14 protein-coding genes are annotated in these 20536 nt (G+C 35.4%); 9 read left to right on the top strand and 5 right to left on the bottom strand.

All coding sequences use genetic code 11. The features are described from left to right. Nucleotides 1–48: 48 nt before the first annotated feature. Nucleotides 49–4542 carry an ATP-binding cassette domain-containing protein gene (locus KW502_RS14375; RefSeq protein WP_219041252.1) on the bottom strand — a complete coding sequence of 1498 codons (4494 nt, stop codon included), beginning with the start codon at nt 4540–4542 and terminating at the stop codon, nt 49–51. Between the two features lie 159 nt (nt 4543–4701). Between KW502_RS14375 and KW502_RS14370 the strand changes: the two genes are divergently transcribed. The 5 genes from KW502_RS14370 (at nt 4702) to KW502_RS14350 (ending at nt 12642) form a co-directional block, all read left to right on the top strand. Next, nucleotides 4702–5238: an RNA polymerase sigma factor gene (locus KW502_RS14370; protein ID WP_219041251.1), complete on the top strand. Its 537-nt coding sequence runs from the start codon at nt 4702–4704 to the stop codon at nt 5236–5238. A 106-nt stretch (nt 5239–5344) separates the two neighbouring features. After that, nucleotides 5345–6190, top strand: coding sequence for a FecR family protein (locus tag KW502_RS14365; RefSeq protein ID WP_219041250.1), 846 nt, complete (start codon nt 5345–5347; stop codon nt 6188–6190). A 21-nt stretch (nt 6191–6211) separates the two neighbouring features. Beyond that, nucleotides 6212–8824, top strand: coding sequence for a TonB-dependent receptor (locus tag KW502_RS14360; RefSeq protein WP_219041249.1), 2613 nt, complete (start codon nt 6212–6214; stop codon nt 8822–8824). A 6-nt stretch (nt 8825–8830) separates the two neighbouring features. After that, nucleotides 8831–9670, top strand: a complete 840-nt coding sequence (locus KW502_RS14355; RefSeq protein ID WP_219041248.1) for a DUF4249 domain-containing protein — start codon at nt 8831–8833, stop codon at nt 9668–9670. Then, a complete protein-coding gene (locus KW502_RS14350) occupies nt 9667–12642 on the top strand; it encodes an AsmA family protein (RefSeq protein WP_219041247.1) in 2976 nt (991 codons plus the stop codon). Before KW502_RS14355 ends, KW502_RS14350 begins: the two co-directional genes overlap by 4 nt. A 195-nt stretch (nt 12643–12837) precedes the next feature. On the opposite strand, the gene KW502_RS14345 is transcribed toward KW502_RS14350, so the two are convergent. The 3 genes from KW502_RS14345 to sbnA all read right to left on the bottom strand — a co-directional run bounded on the left by KW502_RS14345 (nt 12838) and on the right by sbnA (nt 17530). After that, nucleotides 12838–13110: a DUF421 domain-containing protein gene (locus KW502_RS14345; protein ID WP_219041246.1), complete on the bottom strand. Its 273-nt coding sequence runs from the start codon at nt 13108–13110 to the stop codon at nt 12838–12840. A 126-nt stretch (nt 13111–13236) separates the two neighbouring features. Then, nucleotides 13237–14700, bottom strand: coding sequence for a type III PLP-dependent enzyme domain-containing protein (locus tag KW502_RS14340; RefSeq protein WP_219041245.1), 1464 nt, complete (start codon nt 14698–14700; stop codon nt 13237–13239). Continuing rightward, a complete protein-coding gene (sbnA, locus tag KW502_RS14335) occupies nt 14681–17530 on the bottom strand; it encodes a 2,3-diaminopropionate biosynthesis protein SbnA (RefSeq protein WP_219041244.1) in 2850 nt (949 codons plus the stop codon). The genes KW502_RS14340 and sbnA overlap by 20 nt, the downstream gene beginning before the upstream one ends. A gap of 230 nt (nt 17531–17760) precedes the next feature. Between sbnA and KW502_RS15665 the strand changes: the two genes are divergently transcribed. Further along, nucleotides 17761–18063: an outer membrane beta-barrel protein gene (locus KW502_RS15665; RefSeq protein ID WP_219041257.1), complete on the top strand. Its 303-nt coding sequence runs from the start codon at nt 17761–17763 to the stop codon at nt 18061–18063. A gap of 47 nt (nt 18064–18110) precedes the next feature. Here KW502_RS15665 and KW502_RS14325 read toward each other — a convergent pair whose 3' ends face one another. Next, entirely contained in the window at nt 18111–18431 is a 321-nt protein-coding gene (locus KW502_RS14325; RefSeq protein ID WP_219041243.1) for a hypothetical protein, read from the bottom strand. A gap of 171 nt (nt 18432–18602) precedes the next feature. Between KW502_RS14325 and KW502_RS14320 the strand changes: the two genes are divergently transcribed. The 3 genes from KW502_RS14320 to KW502_RS14310 all read left to right on the top strand — a co-directional run bounded on the left by KW502_RS14320 (nt 18603) and on the right by KW502_RS14310 (nt 20324). After that, nucleotides 18603–19154, top strand: a complete 552-nt coding sequence (locus tag KW502_RS14320) for a porin family protein (protein ID WP_219041242.1) — start codon at nt 18603–18605, stop codon at nt 19152–19154. A gap of 106 nt (nt 19155–19260) precedes the next feature. Continuing rightward, entirely contained in the window at nt 19261–19806 is a 546-nt protein-coding gene (locus KW502_RS14315; protein WP_219041241.1) for a hypothetical protein, read from the top strand. Between the two features lie 20 nt (nt 19807–19826). Then, entirely contained in the window at nt 19827–20324 is a 498-nt protein-coding gene (locus tag KW502_RS14310; protein ID WP_219041240.1) for a GNAT family N-acetyltransferase, read from the top strand. Nucleotides 20325–20536: the final 212 nt, after the last annotated feature.

The raw sequence follows: 20536 nt of genomic DNA, 5'->3' as shown, positions 1-20536 counted from the left end.
ATAGCTTTTTTTATGGAAATAAGTTAAATAAATTTGAAGTGCTTATGCTTAGTATTGGAGCGCTATTCCTACGCCAATTTTAAGCAACAAATAAGGATTATGATCGATCACCAACACATCGTTAGTTTTACTTAACTGCTGAAGTATTTCAAATAACAAATCAATATCTGCGTAATGCAAACCGGTACTAGGTTCATCTAAAATATAGAGTTGATTCTCTTGCTTTTGCTGAAGCCAATTCAATAACAACAAGCGTTGCTTCTCTCCAGAAGATAATGTAGTGACGCCTTGATCTAGTCGAATGTGACCTAAACCTATTTTCAACAATTGTGGAATAAGGTTAGCAACAGAAGCTTTGGACTTTATTGGGGGTAACCAGCCCCACAATTCTTCTAAACTAAAAGCCAGCACTTCTGCAATATTTTTATGGTTCAATTGATAATTTAAGACCTCTTTTTGGTAACGAGTCCCTTCACAGACTTCGCACACCTCCACCGAATTAGCGACTACATCTAAACTCGTTTCTACCACCCCAGTACCTTTACAATTTGCGCATTGACTGCTTTTGTTTTTATAGGAAAAATAGCTAGCAGATGCATGGGTTTCTTTGGCAAACAGTTGAGTGATCACTGGCAATAGATTTAAATAATCTACCACCAACGTTTTATGCTGAGCGCTTAACTTTTGAGGCTCAAAATAATCTACTCCTGTATAGCTAGCAGGAAATTTAATAGCTTCACAATTTACAGGAACACCTTGCGTAATGCTTGGCATTAAAATTTCTTTCACCAAGGTGGTTTTACCCACACCAGATTTCCCGGTAATGGCGGTAATACCTCCTATCGGGATTTGCAAACTTTCTTTTTTTAAACGGTGGCGATGCAGCTGTTTGATGTGAATATTTTCCTCACTAGGTTTTAAAACTACTGCTTGGGAAGGCGCTTTTAAAAATGGATGACAAGTACTGGTTTTTAAATAATCTTGCGGACTTCCTTGAAACATAAGTTCTCCCCCCAATTCTCCTGCTTTAGGACCTATTTCATAAAGCTGTTTTGCTGCTAAGATGATATCTTTATGATGCTCGATGACAATTACCGTATTCCCTTTAGCCACTAATTCTTTTAAAAGTTGAATTAAATCTGGAATATTATCTTGTGACAATCCTGCCGAAGGTTCATCTAACAAATAAGTCACCCCTTGAAGCGGACTATTTAATTGTTTGATGAGCGCTACACGCTGTTGCTCACCGCCACTCAAAGTTTTTGATTTTCGGTTTAATTGTAAGTAATCGATATGTAATTGCTCGGCCCGTGCTAAGGTATTTTTTAAATGGGCTTGCATTCGAGCCACAAGTTCTTTTTCTACTTTTGGAAACGCTGAAGTTTCATTTAAAAAAACGGTAAAATCCTTAAAATTCATCGTTTTTAAATCATGTATTGATTTCCCTCCAAGATGAATGGTTAAGCGTTCGGGTTGTAAGCCACTCCCTTGACAGTGGCTACAGCGTTGTGAAGAGAGTAAAGCTTGCAAAGCTTTGATGTGTTTATTTTTTCTGGTTTTTACATATTCTTCTTTTAAGTATGAAAAAAGCCCGTCCCAAGTTCTATTCAATTCTTGGGTTCCCGTGCGGGTTTTGGTTTTAAATTCCCAAACGGTTTGCCATTTTTGATCAGGGACTCCATTAAAAATAATGTCTACCTGCTCTTTCGTGAATTGTTTAAAAGGAGTTTGTAAATCGAAACCATGAACCTTCCCTACTTCTTTTAAGATTGCCATGTATTGCCCGGTTGGGCTGCCATAATAGGCCAGCGCTTTGTTATGCGTAAATACACCTTCTGCTATGCTTTTTTGTGGAGCTAAGACTAGCTTTGGGGGATCTGGCAATTGCTCTTCTCCCAAGCCATCACACACTATGCATTTTCCTAATTCATGTTGGTTAGAAAAATGACTCGCCGTCCAATCTTTACCCTCATACTGAGCTTTTCGAGAAAAAGCGAAACGCAGCGTTTTATCGATATCGGTTTGCTTAGCGATGTCTGAGCGTTCGGTAAAATTCTTTTCTTTTCGGCTAATACAAATACTAGGGGTTAGCCCTTCTATATGTGCTACCTCTAATTGAAAATTAACGCCTACCCGAGATTGTTGATAACTTGAAAATTGCTTGGTCATTTCTTGTAATCCATAACCGTGTAACGTATCGATGACCAAAGAAGATTTTCCTGAACCTGAAATTCCTGTGACTACCGATAACTGCTGCTTTGGAAATTCTAAATTTAACTCTTTTAATGCGTGTGTACTCGCCCCGGTAACGGCAATTACCTCTTGACGTGCTGCTGTAGGAAGCTGAGGAGATTGAAGACTTACTTTTTTGGTATTATTAACCCAAGTATCGGCTTCTTGTTGAAATAATTCATGATTTTCTATACAAATAATTCCGGCGGTTTGGGCTTTTAGTTGCTGTAAGGCTGTTAATAATTGTTTTACATTTTGTTGGTGCAACCCAATACTAGGCTCTTCTAACCATAGCAATGTCTTTTTAGCCGATTTGATAAAATGTTTGGTTAACTTAATACGTTGCGCCTCTCCTCCAGATAAGGTATTAGAGGCTTGCCCTAGTTTTAAATACCCCAAGCCTAATTGCTGCATTAATGAAAGAATCTTTACTAGTTTTTGTTCTTGCGCAAAAAATGCATGCGCTTCGGTAACGCTCAATTCATAAATATCTGAAATATTTTTTTTGTGCCAAGTTACTTTTAAGACTTTAGGCTGAAAACGTTTACCTTGACAATGCGGACAGGTTTGATTTACGCTGCCCATCACACTCATCGATAGCGTGATGACGCCTGCCCCTTCACAATGCGGACATCTTCCGCTTTTATTATTAAATGAAAAATCACTTTTGGTGAGCTTGGCTTCTTTTGCCTGAGGAGTTTTCGCTAATAAATCTCTAATCTTATCGGCCAATCCTGTATAGGTAGAAGGGTTGCTTCGTGGTGTTTTTCCTATAGGCTGATCATCTACTTGATAAAGCTGAAATTCGTTTTTCGTACAAAAATCAGTAACTTTCTGGGTAAGTTCTTTTGTTTTTCTACTCACCACGCTTAAGCCTTGTAGCTTGGGTTGAAAATTAATCAAGCTTTCGGTCACTACTTCTTTAGCTGAAACTTCTTTTTCTTCATCAAAAGCCTTGCGTGTTGGCGTGCTTAATTTTTCTTCGGTTATAAAATCTTTGAACTTCCCATTAAATAAAATCTCTCCCCCTTCTACACCAGCACCGGGCCCTAATTCTACTAGCCAGTCTGCTGATTTCATAAATGCTAAATCGTGCTCAACGACCATGACCGTATTACCCCGAAGAATTAAACGACGTAAAATATGTAACAAATGTTTTTGATAAGCTGCAGATAAACCGATGGAAGGTTCATCAAACACATATAAAATTCCTTGTAAATGACTATTAACTTGCTTGATGAGCTTGATGCGTTGCGCGTCTCCCGATGAAATTTCATGGCTGGGTGTACTCAACGTATAATGCTCCATCCCCAATCGGATTAAATCGAATAACTGTGTAGAAAGTTTTTCTACTAAAAGTTGTTCTCCTTCCGAAAGAGATAAGCTTTGCAATTGATCGTATAATTGAGCTAAGGGAAGCTCCATCCATTCCTGAAAATTGAATCCCTGCCAAGTAAATTTTAAATGAGCTGCTTTAATACGAGCTCCGTGACATTTGGGGCAGGTTCGCGCACTTACAAACCTTAGTATACTTTTATTACGATCGAGGCGCAAGATATTTTCCATAATAGGCATTACTCCTTTGTAGTAGCCTTCTTCACGAGGTTTTGCTTTAAAACCCTGCCAACGTAAACGCGACTCTATACTATGCTTACCATAAAACACCTGTAAGCGATCACTACCATATAATATGACGTCTTTTTGCTCTTGGCTAAGCTCTTTCCAGGGTGTATCTACATTAAATCTGTGCGCTTTACATACTTTATTTAACTCTTCTACGGTCACTTGTGAATACACTATATAACCATTGGGCAAGGTAGTGACAATGGCACCTTCTCGAAGGGTTTTGTTTTCATCACCAATCAATTTTTCTAAATCGATGTATTCTTCTTCACCTATTCCTCTACATTGTTCGCAAGCCCCTTTAGGATGATTGAAAGAAAATAAAGATTTACTCATTTTCTCTTCTGCAGAATACCTCGCAAATAATACTCGAAACATGGGCGCAAGTTCTGACAAGGTTCCAAACGTAGCTTTGATAGACTGAAAGCGTTTGGATTGCTCTACCTTTACCACTGGCGGCAAGTCTTCAATAGCATCTACTTCTGCCGTGGGAATAGCCATACTATTTTGTTGGTGGTAAGCTGGTAAGCTTTCTAAAAAATACCGATAGCCTTCATTTGCGATCACTCCCATAGCCAACGACGACTTCCCAGAACCAGAAAGTCCCGTCACCACGATGAGTTGATTTTCAGGAAGGTCTAATGAAACATTTTTAAGGTTATTTTGATAGGCATTCTTAAGACGCATAAATAGGTGTTTGCAGGTGTAAAACTCAAAGGTATAAAGAATTGAACCGATGCTGTTAATTTTAAGAAATTGGATTTTATTTTAACTTTACTACGTAAATTTGCAGCTTTACATACGATAACTCTTAAAATTGAGTTCATATACAAAAGCCCCAAATTTATGAGGAGTTTTTCCGAAGAAAAAAAATTGTTAACTGATTTAAAAAGAGGTAAAGAAAAAAGCTTTAAAAAAGCTTACTTTCTTTATTATGATCATTTGATTGAGGTGGCTAAACATTTTAATTTTCAACTACTCACCCCTGATGATTTTGTTCATGAAACCTTTTTAAGAGTTTACGAAAAGCGAGAACTATTAAAAGAAGATGTAGCGCTCGATAAGCAGTTATTTGTGATTTGCAAAAACTTAATTTTAAATCATCTTCAACGCGAACAAAAAGTGATTCGATTAGATCCGCATTTTTCACCTTCCAGCAAAGCAGAAGAATTTATGGAAGATGATGAGGTAAATCAACAAAAACAGTTACAAGAGCTCATTAAGCAATTGCCTGAACAACGGCAAAAAATATTTGTTCTTCACAAAATTCATAATTATTCTTACCAAGAAATTATGGAGTATACTCACCTCTCTCCCAAAACCATAGCTAATCATATTTACTTAGCTAACCAGTTTATTTTAAAAAAAGTAAAAAAAGCTTAGGAACTTTTTATATTTCGATTGTCTTACAGGTAACCAGCAATTTTGTAGCAAAAATAATTGCAACGAAGACATTTAAGCGATGTCTATACTAAGGAATTGAATACGGATGGACGAGCAACAAGTAAAACGTAAATTAGAAAAAGTATGGGAGCAATCGGCTACAGCTCCCAACGCTGCCATTCAAAAAGAAGCCTCTTGGAAGAAATTTAGTACTGAAAAATTTCCAAAACAAAAATCATATCAATTTTATTATGGGACTGCTGCTTCAATTTTGATTATAGTCGCAGTGACAGCAGGGGTTTTATATCAGAAAACTAATTTATTTTCAGGAAGTTCTACATTAAGCCAAACCATTATTCACAATCCTACTCAACAGCTTAAAATTGTTTATTTACCAGACAGCTCAAAGGTAGAACTCGCCACCAATGCTCAGCTTAGTTTTTCTCAGAACTTTAATACTCATAGAAACGTAAAGCTAACGGGAGAAGCAGTTTTTGAAGTGCAAAAAGATAAGGTACATCCTTTTACGGTAGAAAGTCAACAAACCACCACTACCGTTTTAGGAACAGTCTTTCGGATAAAAAACCCTGCGCCTAACCACACTGAAGTTAGCCTATACGAGGGTAGTGTACAATTACAAGTTGAAGGTCGTGCTCAAAATTGGTGGATTGCTCCTGGAGAGACTTTTGTAGCAACTCAAAATCAGGTAGCTGTTCATGATTTTAGCTTATATAAAGAATTTCACGAAGCGCCTTTATCTGATTTTGTAAGTTATATTCAAGAAAATTATGGGTATCAAATTAAAGTTGAAGCCCCTATAGATGATCAGAAAATCACCTTAAAAATTGAGCGGAGAGAGCAACTGAGTTACATTTTAGAAGTGATCTCTAAACTGTATCATTATCGATATAATATACATAATCAAATTATTTATTTTACCCCTAAAAACTAACGCTATAGACACCTACTTCTTATGAATAAATTACTTTTTATTTTATTTTTAATAACAGGTTCATTACTACAAGCCCAAAGTATTCAACTTGAACCTGCCCCCACTACTTTAAAAGACTTAATCAATTTAATAGAGACGCAGACGCCTTATAGTTTTGCCTATAGCAATACGGTTAATGTTAATGCACCTTTAGCAAGTAATCTTCAACACTCTAACGCTATTAATTTTACGGATTTGTTAACTCAACTTAAGCAAGACCAAACCTATAATTACGATAAAATTGGTCATACCATTACGGTAGAACCAATTGCCGCGCAGGAAAATCAAAAAACTTACCGCTTATCGGGAAGCATCACAGATCCTTCAGGTACTCCTTTACTAGGGGCAAATATTTATGTTAAGGAAGCCGCTACAGGAACTTCGACGGATGAAAACGGACAATTTTCTTTACAATTACCCGAAGGAATTTATAGCCTTAGTATTAGTTATATAGGTTTTGCTCCCCAAGAGAAAACCGTTAACTTAAATAAAAATATTAATATCAGTTCTAAATTGGAAGAAGGCGGAGAAAATTTAGACGAAGTTATCATCACTCAAAATTCTAAAGCGGTAGATATAAAGAAACCTCAGATGAGTATGAATAGGCTAGATATGCAAGAAATTAAACAAATACCGGTTGCTATGGGAGAACCTGACCCGCTAAAATCGCTGCTTACTTTACCGGGAGTCACCAATGCAGGAGAGGGCTCTTCTGGATTTAACGTACGAGGAGGAGCGGCCGATCAAAATTTAATTTTATTAGATGGTACGCCTATTTATAGTGATTCTCATATGTTTGGTTTTTTCTCTGTTTTTAATGCCGATGTGGTTAGCAATCTAGAATTATACAAAGGAGGAATACCTTCGAAATTTGGAGGCCGTGTTTCTTCGGTACTTGATGTACACCAACACACGGGCAGCGACGAAAACATAAAAGGGACTGGAGGCATTGGGTTAATCTCTAGTAAACTCATGCTAGAAGGCCCCATAAAAAAAGAAAAAGGATCGTTTATGATAGGCGGTAGAACCTCTTACGCCCATCTTTTTTTAAAACTCGCTGATAATGATAATTCAATTAAATTTTACGATTTAAATACCCGATTAAACTATCGTCTAGACAAAAAAAATGCGCTTAGTTTTTCAGGCTATTATGGAAGAGATCTTTTACAGCTAGGAGATAGCTTTTCTACCACCTACGGAAATACTATGGGTAATCTGAAATGGGAACACCGTTTTAGTGAAGACATTCTCACTCATTTATCTCTATTTTATAGCGATTATCAATTTAATTTAGATTTGAACATTAAAAATTTTGAATGGAAAAGTAACATTAAAAGTTTCGGGCTAACCTACGAGTGGAAACATTACCTCTCTGAAGCGATACAGTTAGATTATGGAGCTGAAGCAATATATTATGAAGTAAACCCGGGTACCTTAGCTCCTAAAGACGCAACTTCTGCTATTAATTTTAAACAAATCGCCAAGGAATATGCCTTAGAACCTTCTGCTTATATAGATGTAAATCATCAACTAACTGAAAAGATTAACCTACGCTATGGTTTACGATACAGCACCTTTTACCGTTATGGCCCGCAATCTATAAATACGTACGCCAACAACCATCCGGCTGTTTACAACCCCAATTTTAATATTTACGAAGATGCCACTCCTACTGGAAGTATTGATTATGATAGTGGAGAGGTAATTAAAGATTTTAATACTATTGAACCTCGAGCAGCTTTATCTTATGCTTTAAATGAAGAAACATCGTTTAAAGCCAGTTATAACAGAATGGCGCAGTATATGCATATTATTTCTAACAGTCAATCTCCTACACCTGTGAATATCTGGACACCTAGTGGTTCTTTTATTAAACCACAACTATTAGATCAATATGCGTTGGGATTCTTTAAAAATTTTAGCCGTAAAAAATACTCCCTAGAAACTGAAGCTTTTTATAAAGACATTAAAAACCGCATTGATTATGTAGATGGAGCAGATCTGATTGCTAACGATAACATAGAACAAGTTTTACTTAACGGAAAAGCCAGAGCTTACGGACTTGAGTTTCTATTTAGAAAAAATTCAGGTAAATTAACCGGTTGGCTTTCGTACACCTTATCTAGAGCAGAACAAAAAACTCAAGGAAATACGGCGGAAGACCCTGGTATAGCCAAGGGCGAATGGTACCTTTCTCCTTATGACAAATTACATAATTTAAGTGTGGTCGCCAATTATGAGCATACCGACAAATGGTCGTTTAGTGCTAATTTTTCTTTACAATCGGGGCAACCAGTGACCTACCCAAATGGTTATTATGAAATTGGCGGCATTCCCGTCCCTAACTATTCACAAAGAAATGAAAACCGCCTCCCCACCTACCATCATTTAGATTTAGCGGCAACTTACACGCCAAAACCTAACAAAAACAAAGGCTGGCAGAGTTATTGGGTTTTCAGTATTTACAATGTTTATAACCGAAAAAATGCGGCTTCGGTTAGATTTACGACCAATGAAGATACCGGCGCAAATGAAGCTAGACGTCTTTCAATTTTTGGAGCCTTACCAAGTGTTTCTTATAATTTCAAATTCTAAACAAGTATGACAACGCTATATCAATTTAATAAAAAATTCTGGACATACACCCTACTCTGCACGTTTAGCTTACTGCTTTTTTCGTGTGAAGATGTGGTAGAGGTAGATTTATCATCGAGTGACAATCGTTTAGTGGTTGATGCTGAAATTTTATGGGAAACCAACACCCCCGGAAATGTACAACAAATTTACCTGAGTAGACTTACCAACTATTATGAAGACGAAACTCAAAAAGTAAGCGGCGCGCAAGTTGAAATTACCAATGCTAACGGAACTATTTTCAGTTTTATAGAAACCGAAACTCCCGGCACTTATCAATGTAATAATTTTGTACCTGAGCTTCATGCCAACTATGAATTGCAAGTAATCGTTGATGATGAAATTTATACCGCTACAGAAAATCTAGTGAGCACTCCCGAAATTACTAGAGTTGAGCAAGCCGATGATGGCGGTTTTTCAGAAGATAATTATGAAATTACGTTTTATTTTAATGACCCCATAGCCGAAGAAAATTATTACCTCGAAGATTTTCAAACCGATATTCTAATTTATCCTCAATATGGAATTAGTAGTGATAATTTTTTTAATGGAAATGAAGTAGATTTTAGCTTTTCTGATGAAGATTTAGAAATAGGATCTACCATTCATACTAGATTTAGAGGGATTTCTAAACAGTTTCATAATTATATGAGTTTGGTTTTAGAAAGCACCAGCGCTAATCCTTTTAGTACACCTCCAGCGAATATTAGAGGTAACCTAATTAATGAAACCAATGAAGATAATTATGCTTTAGGCTATTTTAGCTTATCACAGGTAGAAAAATTCTCGTATACTATTGAAGAATGAAGGTGAAGAAATGGATTAGAAAATGCTTACAAATACTACTCGCTCTAGTTTTACTGTGCAGCTTAGCGATTGGCATTGTGATAAATTTTATAGTTACGCCAGAAAAAATCACTCCAAAAGCTTTAAGTATCGCTAACAAATTTTTAGTGGGTAAAGTAGCCTGTGAACGTATTGAACTTACCTTTTTCTCAAGCTTTCCAAATTTTGGTTTAAAATTTCAGAAAGGAGCTTTATTACCTAATCCCAACTATGCTGACCAAGACACACTGGTACAATTTAAAGAAGCTAAACTTTCGTTTAACCTCTATAAATTTTTAAAAAATAATGAGGTTGATGTTAAGCATATAAAGCTCGACCAACCTCAACTTTATTTTCAATTAGATTCGTTAGGCGATTCAAATTGGAACATTATAAAACCTCAGCGTGAAGAAGAAGCTCAAGACTCTACAGATGATGGGTTAGACATTAAGGACTTTAGCATTCAGAAATTAGAAATTAATCACGCTCAAGCACGTTATAAAGATGGTGTTTCGCTGCTAAATTATGCCGTTAATGACTTTAATTTAATTTTAGACCTGGCGAAAGACAACAAAGGCTTAGGGCTTAACGTGAAAAATCTTAATCAAGAAATTGCCATTTATCGAGTTCCGGAAAAACAATTTAAGATTGAAAAAACCGGAATGGATGCCGAATTGTATTTTTCATTTTCAGACACGCTGTTAAGTCTTCAAAAAAGTGATTTTATAGTGAATGATATTCATTTTCAAAATAAAGGGAAAATTCAATTTTTTCCGCAGCAAAAACGTACTTTTATTGCTATTGACAGTGAGCTGCAAACTAAATCGCTCAAGAATATTATCGATTTAATTCCGCATACCTTTTTGGCTAAAGAAGAAGTCACCACGCAAGGAGATTTAAAACTTCAACTTCACACCGAAGGCTTTTATGATAAAAACCAATACCCTAAACTAACGGCAAATTTACAGCTAGAAAATGCTTCTTTAGCCTATAAAGATTTTCCAGGAAAAATTAGCCACTTAACCACGCATATTACTTCAGAAATAGACAGACAAGCACCCAAAAATTCATATGCAACGATCAAAGATTTAACGGTGGTTGGCACTGGAATTAATTTACAAAGTTCAGGAGATATTCAGCAAGTATTGTTAGATCCGTTAGTTCATCTACAGCTAAACGGAAATTTAAACCTTACCCAACTTTACCAAGCCTTTCCTTTTGATAAAAATATTACAGCGTCTGGCGCTATTACTACAAAAATTAAAACCAACTTCTTCGTTTCTCAACTTCAAAATAGCGAATTTGAAGATTTAGCAATTGAAGGTAAAGTTCAGTTAAACGATTTGGCTATCGCCTCTTTTAAAGACAGTCTATCGTTAAATTCAAAGCGTTTAGAGCTCTATTTTTTTAAAGATAAAGAGAAGTACAACACCTTAGCGTCAACGATTGATCTTAAGGATTCTAATATCGAATTTAAAGATCAATTTAAAGCTTCCGCAGAAAAATTAGCGGGAAAAGTTTGGGTGAAACAAACGGGCAAACGAAAAGCTCATTTAAACGCTGAAATTGCGCTTAAAAAATTAAGGTTTAAAGCACAAGATTCTATTTGGGGTTTTGTTCAAAATGCACAAATTGATGCCGAATTACACCCCAAAGAAAAAGATCTACCAACTTCTATTAACTCTCAGTTTAGCATTGATAGCGTTGCGGTTGGGCTAAACAAATCTTATGTGGCCATTGCTAAAGGAAACTATGAGCTTGAGCTTACCAAAAAAGCACCTAAAAAATGGCTCCCAAAAGGGTCGGTCAGTTTTAAAAATTTAATCGCTTACGATCCTAAATTAATACATCGTTTAGAAATGCCAAGCTCTAAAATAGCCTTTAAAAACGACAAGCTAACTTTAGACAAAACGGCTTTAAATTTTGGAGATTCTGATATAGAACTCACCGGAAATCTTGACCATGCTATTGGCTTTAAAAATGGAGAATTAGTCACCGCAAATCTATCGGTGAGCGCTACTAAAATTAACGCCAACCAACTCATGCAAGTATTTGCTGGTGTTAACCAACAAATGGCGGTTACCTCAGACACTAATAAACTCACAAAAGTAGAAAGTGATAGCTTATCACAAGAAAAGCACGCGTTTAAAATTCCAGAAAATTTAGCCTTTCAATTGAACACCAAGGTGAAGCAATTAGAATTTGGAAAAATGCAACTGAATAATATTTATGGAAAGGTGATGGTTAAAAACGGTAATCTTAAGTTAGATCGTTTGCACTTTAATACGCTTGCAGCGAATTTAGATGCCAGCTTAACCTATACCGCTAAAGACAGACAAAAACCAGCACTAGATTTTGAGTTTTATATGACCGAAGTGGAAATGGGAAAATTAAATGAAGTTATTCCTGCTTTAGATTCTTTACTGCCCGCAACCAAAGCTTTTGAAGGTAAAGCTGATTTTAGAATTAAAGGAAAAGTTAATCTTAATGAGCAATTAGCGTTTGAAGCTTCTAGTTTACGCGGTATTGCGGCAATGAAAGCCAAAGATATTATGGTACTTGACGGACCTACGTTTAGAGAACTAGCCCAAACGTTTATGTTTAAAAACCAAGAAAAAAATCCAGTTAAAAGCCTAGAGGTTGAAATGGAGTTTGAAGAAGATGATGTAAACATTTTACCAGCGCTATTAGAAATAGATCGCTATCGATTAGCGATTGGCGGCGTTCAACATTTAGATATGACGTATGATTACCATATTTCTGTGCTAAAATCTCCTGTGCCTTTTAAAACTGGAGTAGATATTACTGGTGAAGATTTTGACAACTACGCTATTTCTATAACCCGCGCTAAATACAAGTATTATTTTACCGATAAGAAGCGTTTACTTAAAAAAGCAGATTCTAGTATTATTAAAAATAAAGCACGAATTTTAGAGGAGTTACATTATAAATAATCTATGAGACATTAAGATTCACTTTGAGCTGGATTTTTTAGCTTGCTCTAAGTTTTTTTTTAGGCCGTAGGGAACACCTTCTACATGAGCTAAAGAAAAAGTGGTATTATTTTCACTCATCGAAATCACACTAAACTTTCCGTCAGTTTCTAAAACTACAGCATATACTTCATTTACATTAGGTATTCCCTTTTCTCATATTGCTGCATAAATCTCGGGCTGGGTAATACGTTCTTTGTGCATGTTTTCTGTTAAAAACTCTCCCTGAAAAACTAAAAGTCTGGGCGTTGTACGCGCTAAATTTCTAACCCAAGTTGAATGTACGATAAGTTTTGTCAAGACAAATTGCATCGACATGAGCATGAATATAGCTAATGCACCCGCCAAAATAGGCACACTTTTCATAAGTACTGTAGAGGCTACAATAGACCCCATCGCTACGGTTACAATCCAATCAAAACTATTCATCTGCGAAGTGGTTCGCTTTCCTAATAGTTTAGATTAGGTAAAAGAGCGGAGCCGTAATTAAAATACGTCTAAATGTTTCTGCATTTCCTATCCATAAATTATCCATATCATCTAGAATTTTTAATATTATATGTCTGCATCTTTTACAAAATCTCGTGTGCTAATTTGATGAGATTTTGGTGTGAATACTAAATTGGGAGCCAGTTCAAAAAGGTGCGCTTCGGTTTCAAAAAAGTGCATCATGTATCCTGCTGTATTTACAAAAACCACTATATCTCCGATAGCAGGTAGTTGCGGCAACGTGATTTTTCGTTTAAGTAAAATATCTCGCTCTAAACAATACGCACCCGTAAAATATACCTCTACAGCTGCATTTTCAGCTTCTTCTTCTTCAAGGTTTTGATACATCACGTACGGATCTAACATAAAATCTGCACTAGAACTCATCATTTGACTCATATTCATTTCTAACCCCACTAACCACTGCCCTTTTGCATCTTGCTTTCTGTGTATCACTTTAGCCATGGTGATTCCCGCTTGATTAACCAATGAGCGCCCAGGTTCTATTCTAATCTGTAACTTTTCTTTGTTTAGCAGCTCAGCTAATGATTTGCCTTGAGTGGTTTTAAAGCTTAATACCTCTTTTAAAAATTGCTCTCCATGCACTTGATTATAATAAGGGTACGTCGCACGTTTACCTTTTACCTGCCCATCTTCTAACCAATAACCTAAGCCCTGATAATTAAATGTAACTGGTGCCGTTTCTTGACGTAAGCTTTCTTTTAACAAATGATCAAAGTTTTTCCACTCTGATTGACTTGCTAAATAATTAATTAAAATACCGCCGCCCATATCGATAAAACGAAACTCGAATCCCTTGTTTTTCAATTTTCGGATGAGCTTAATGCATTGTAAAAGTGCATCACTACGCTGAGGAATAGAATACCCATCTAAATGAAAATGAAAACCTTCTACCTGTAAATGAGTATAGGCTTTATCTTGACCTACCAATTGGGTGATGTAATCTTCAAAGCTATCTACATCAAATCCAAAACGACTATATAGTTTTTCATCCTCAAAAGTGAAGCCGCTTAATCGAAAAGCTACTCGAGCATTTACGCCCATTTCTTTGGCCAGACGATTAATTAACTTTGATTCATCATCATTATCAATCATCACCACCACTTCATTTTCTAAGGCGATTTGAAGCTGATCTTCAGTTTTAATTGCTGCGGTAAGCACCACCTGATCTTTAGAAGCTCCAAGTGTTAATGTTTCTGAAAGCTCTCGTGTACTCGCGGTATCTACTCCTATATGATCTGCAAGAGCTTGCGCAACGAATGCTTTGGCTTTATTTGCTTTACGAGCATAAAATATCTGCCCATCTACTTCTAATTCTTTAAAAACATCTTGGAACTTTTCTCTATTAAGACATAAACTCTTTGGATGTAATATATTGAGAGGAGATCCATAAGTTTTAAATAACTCTTGAATGATTTGTGGCTGCTCCATGAGTTGATGCATCCATGGAGAGGTGATTGGGGTAAGTCCCTGTTTTTGATTTCCTTTACTATACATAGCTTTCTTCATAAACTTGTGAGTGAGTCTTTTTTAGGTTATGGTTTTTTATTAACTTTAGGGTCTCTCGTGCCCAAATAGAACCAAAATCATTGCGATTTCTAGATAAGGTGTCATTATCAAAAGTTACTCCTTCTGTGGCGGTGCCATAAATGATTAATGGTAATTTTTTCTGCTCAGAAGAAATAACTTCTCCCTTTTTACTCAACGCTATAGCACCAGGTAAATAAGAAGCTTGCTTATCTTTATTTTGAAACGGTTGCATATGGCCTTCTCGATAAAGGTGTTTATATACCAGCGAGCATTGTTGTTGAAGATTTATTTTTGGGATTCGAGCATCAATATGATGGGTTACTTTTTCTGCTTCTTGCTTGGAAGAAGAATCGTTTGAAGTTTTTAACTTTAACGCATCAGTTAAAAATTCAACCTCTGGAGATTTCCCAAAACTAAAGTCTAAAATACCACTACGAATCAGTGCTTTAATTTTATACATATTGACTAAAGGCGGTCCATAACTTAAGCGATTAAACAGCGAAGCATAATTCGCATCAAATAGTTGCTGACTCTCAGGAGTTAATCCGCCAAAACTATAGAGCTCATTAAACATAGGACTTATAGCGTGCCAAGCACTTATGGCTGCTAGTAGCGGACTATTTTTACCTAAACTTACTTCTGAAAGAATATAATCTAAGTAATGTTCTAGCGCCGCAGTAGTATAATTGTTTTGGTTTTTAAAAGGAGTACATAACATTTCAAAATCAAAAAACTTAGCGTCTGCATAACGCTGATGAAAAGTATCTATTTGTGATTGCAGTTTATCAAAATCTGAATCGTATTGAAGTGTTTCTCCATAGTTTTGAAAAGCAATATCATAATAGCGGTATGTAAATTCTTTCATGATAAGGGGAAGTAATTCTCCTACAAAATCTATTTTTTTAGGAGAGGAAAAATTTTCTATTAAAAAATACCTTAACTCAGGAACTTCAGGCATTTCACCGACTCTAGGTATCATAAGCGCTCCCGAACGAGAATAAGGAAATAAGCGTTGTGGTTCTCTGCCGCTAGCTACATATTCTAAGTCCATTTCACTTCCTCTAAAAACTCCGCCTCTGCCTTCTGTTAAGGCTAAAACAGCATCGATAAACGTTAAGCCCATTCCTTTTATGGCAATTTTTGAATGCGCTGGAATAACAGAAAGTTTCTCTGTTACTGGATATATAAAATTAATATGATTTGATTTTCCTTTTTCTGATGAAGTTTCTTTATTTCTTACACCATCATGACCTGTAGTCATTAATACATTTTGAAAAGTAGTGAGTAACTCTTTCTCTGAAGCTTCTTCAGTATAAATTTGGAAACCTTGATCTTCTTTATTTTTTTGAATATGCGTTACTTCTTGCTCACGAATATGAAGGTGCACGTTAGCAGGAGCAGCACGTTGTAAAATTAGAAAACAAGCTCTGAGGTATCGCCCAACCATAGCGCGAGAAGAAAACTTTCCATACAATGCAGATTCTTCTAACTCTAACGCTTCACTTAACCATTCTATGTAGCTTGGTAAACCAAACACATTTTGATGGGGTTGAGAAGGGCCTGCATTTATTTTTTCATTCGTGAAATTCATTTTTAAGAATTCAGGCTGATCGGTTCGATAAATATCTCCAGCTCCAAAAAATTCGTTTTTATTAAATAAATGGATATGAGTTGGTTCGCTAATCTTTTCTGTAACAATAAGACTAAGTAAGCGCTCAAAACTATACAAACCTTTAGGCCCTACACCGACAATAGCTGTATTGAAAACAGAAGCAGAAGCTAACTTCCAACCCCCAATAGGCTGCACGTTTTCTTTTACATGAGGAATATGCTTGAGCAACCAAGAAGGATTATAAATTGTATCTAAATAACGTTCACCCCCATCACTTAAAAGCACTACACATCGAGCGCCTTTAGGTAATTGAGGTTGGTATTTTTTTACAGCAGAAAGTATTCCTCCTGAAGAACCTCCAACGAGTATATTTTCTTTTTTAAGTAAGTCCCAACATCCTTGCACACATTCTAAATCGGTTACTTTTATAACCTCATCAATAAGTTCTTCCTCTAAAAACTGAGAAGGTACCCCAGCGCCATGCCCAGGTACTTTACGGTCTCCTGCTTCACCTTCAAAAAGCACACTCCCTAAAGCATCTACGGCAATAATTTTAGTAGAATGCCCCTGAGATTTTATATAATTAGTGCATCCCATAAGCGTACCGCAAGTACTGGTAGCCACAAATAAATAATCTATAGAAGTTCCCACTGCGGCAAAAATTTCTCGGGTAGTATGCTCGTGTGTACGTGGGTTATCTAGGTTACCGTATTGATTACTCCAAAAGCTATTGGGCGTGATTTCTAAGAGCTCTTTCACTTTTTTTAAACGTGCTCCTAATAAGCCTCCTTTACGACAAGGCTTGTCTACTTTTACAATAGTTGCCCCATAAGTTTTTAAAAGTTGAGCGGTAAGACGGTTTAATTTTGGATCTACCACCACAATAAGCTGAAGGTCAAAATAAAGACAAACTTGTGCTAAACCTACTGCCATATTCCCTGAACTCGACTCTATAACTGTCCCCCCTCTCTTTATCTTTCCTTCTTCAATAGCCTTTTGTAAAATGTAAAAAGCTGTTCTGTCTTTAATACTTCCGCCAGGGTTAAAACTTTCTAGTTTAGCGTAAAGTTCTAAATTTTCTAAGGGCAAAAATTGTTTAAGCTGAACCATAGGCGTATTTCCTATAGTTTGCATAATATGTTGATAGGGCGTGGCGGTATTTCTCACAATAGTAAAATTCAGGTTGTTTGGCCTCATCCATTTAAAAATAAAGCGATTCAAAAATAGAACCTATTACGCTAGCATCATTAATTTTAACGAGGTGATAAGCATACATTTACTATAACTTTAACGTTTTAGCCGTTATATAGATGAAGACCAAAATTTATTTAATGTGATAAATTGTTATAAATTCACCCAAAATACCTAACTATAAACTTAATAAGTAACCACAAATTACTAATCTAATATAAAATGAAAAAACTTTTATCTATGCTGCTCATTTTAATGTACCTGTAAATTTAAAATACGGGAACAAACTCTATCTAACTGTAGGACCTCAAATTGGATTTTTACTTGATACCAAAAAAGAATCTGCTGATGATGGAAATTTAAAATCTGATATTGACTTTGGATTAAATATAGGCGGAGGTTATCAATTTAATCAAATATTTATTGAGTTAAGAATTTATCAGGGACTTACTACTATTTATGATTTTAAAACAAGAAATGGAGCTATACAAGAATTAAAAAACTGCTTGCTTCGGTTAAGCTTAGGTTATAAATTATAATAAAAAAGCCCATATGAATATGGGCTTTTTGTTTTCTAAATAAAAGATTATTCACACCAGCCTTGAAGTGTTACTGTAAATGTTCCATCTATGGCATTAGCTTCAGATAAAGTTAAAATTTCACTTGAAGCTCCACAAAAATGCCCCTCGTAAGCAGTAAACTTATAAGTACCTGCAGGTAAATTTTCAAAAAAGTTTTGCCCTCTATTGGTATAAATCCATTCTCCTGTCGCTAAATCTTTTGCTGCATAACCGTCGGGCTGATACGTAGTGACCTCCATAAAAACCGTAAAATCATCTGTAGAATTTTGATTAGGTTGGTTAAAGTTAAACAATACCAAAAAAGGTAACATAAATAAAAGTTTCATAATCCTAAATTTTTAAGTTCCCTATAAAAGTAATCAAATTACACTTTACCCGTATTAATTACTTTTTAACGATAAGTTAAGTTACCAATAACTCATAAAATTTATAAAAAAATAAAAATGCCACACTAACATTTTAATTACGTCTTTCTATAAACCATAAATTTAAAACGTATGAAAAAATTAGTATTTGTAGGATTAATCATGATTTTCGGGTTAAGCACAGGATTAGCACAAGAAGTTCAATTTGGAGCAAAAGCAGGAATCAATTTTGCGACTTTAAGTGGAGATCAAACTAGTGACTTTGAAACTGTCACTTCATTCAACGTAGGAGTCGTTTCTGAAATTTCTATCTCAGAAAAATTTTCTTTTCAACCAGAGCTAATGTATTCTAGACAGGGCTACAGTTTTGGTGATAACGTCATTGCTTTAAATTACCTAAACTTACCACTAATGGGAAAATATTATCTAACGGAGGGTTTGAGTATAGAAGCTGGACCGCAGATTGGTTACCTACTCAGCGCAGATAACGAAGGTGATGATGTGGAAGATTCTTTTAATTCTTTTGATTTTGGGGTGAATTTTGGCGTAGGTTATAAATTGGACAATGGATTGAATTTTGGGGTTCGCTATAATTTAGGCATATCTGATGTAAATGAGTTGAAAGAAGTCAAAAACACTTATAAAAATGATGTGTTTCAAGTCTCAGTAGGCTATTTCTTTTAAGAAAAACTAGTTTAAAAAACCGAAGTTTCTCGCTTCGGTTTTTTTATATAAATATTTTATGCTAGCTTAGAAACTAAGTTTATTTAAATGATAAAAAAGCTAAGTCATGGAAGAAATAACGGTTATTGTCTATATAATTAGTACTTTTTTTAACCTTCCCGATTCAAAATTAATTGCAGATCGTACGCAAGTAGTAATTCGACCAAAAGTTCAAGAAATTGAGATTATTCAAAATGATCTTTTTGGCTTGATTACTAACGAGCAGGATAAAAAAGAACTTTTAGCCTTTTGGCAAGACCTACAACAAATCAATCCCAAGAAACCTCCTTTGGCTAAAGAACTTAATAATTTTCAACTTAAGTCATTTACTATTCATCAAACAGATCATAAATTTCAGACCCATCTGGTATTGAAATATTCTAAACTTCAAGATTTGAGAGTTTTAGGAATTTGGTATAATACCAACAAAAATCTATTATCCATTAATGAGCAACCTAAAGAACATATACAAACTTCCTCAGGAAAACTAGATGGAAATTACTGGTTTTTTAGCGCAGATAACATTTCAAGCTATACAGTAGAGCCTTTTAAAGAAATGCCTGAAAGCTATATTCGTCAAAAGAGAACTATCGAAGAAATACTTCTTGATTAATTATAAGACAACTCTCTACCATGATTTTTATCCCCATAAAATTAAAAGACCTCCCTACCGTATTGAATCTATTTAAAGAAGCCGCTGAAAGAATTCATAAAATGAATATCGACCATTGGCAGTATTGGAAAAATCCGCCCAAAGAAAAAATACAATGGGTAAAAGAAGGCATCAAAAACAAAGAATTCTTTTTTATTGAAGATACAGAAGGCTTGCTTATAGGGGTGGTAAGAATTCTTCAAGAAGATTTACGCTATTGGGGGAAACAAAAGGAAAAAGCTAGCTATATACATTCTTTGGTCGTACAGGAAAAATATAATGGTAAAGGAATGGGAACTAAAATTATACATGAAATTGAGAAAAAAGCTCATTACGCCAATACCTCTTATCTACGTTTAGATGCTGATGCTAAAAACCCCAAACTGTGTAAATACTATGAAAACCTTGGCTTTGAGAAAGCAGGTATTAAAGAGTTACAATTATCTACCTATCAACTTTATCAGAAGAAAATTCTTTAGATATTACATTCCCTAATCTCTAGCAAAAAGAAAGTTAAGTAACTATTAATGGTGAAGTTTTTGACTATCACCAATCTAAATAAGTGATCAATCTCAAAAGTTGGGTCTAAATTGAAAAATAACTTTCTTTGCGTTTTAAATTCCATTGATGAATAAAAGCACTGAGTTTTCCTTGTTAAGTTTAATATTACCAGAAGGAATATTAGAGTATT

Source organism: Mesonia aestuariivivens (assembly GCF_019311235.1).
Lineage (GTDB): Bacteria > Bacteroidota > Bacteroidia > Flavobacteriales > Flavobacteriaceae > Mesonia > Mesonia aestuariivivens.
Note: the sequence above shows the minus strand (reverse complement) of the source record. Positions and strands in the feature narration are given on the sequence as shown.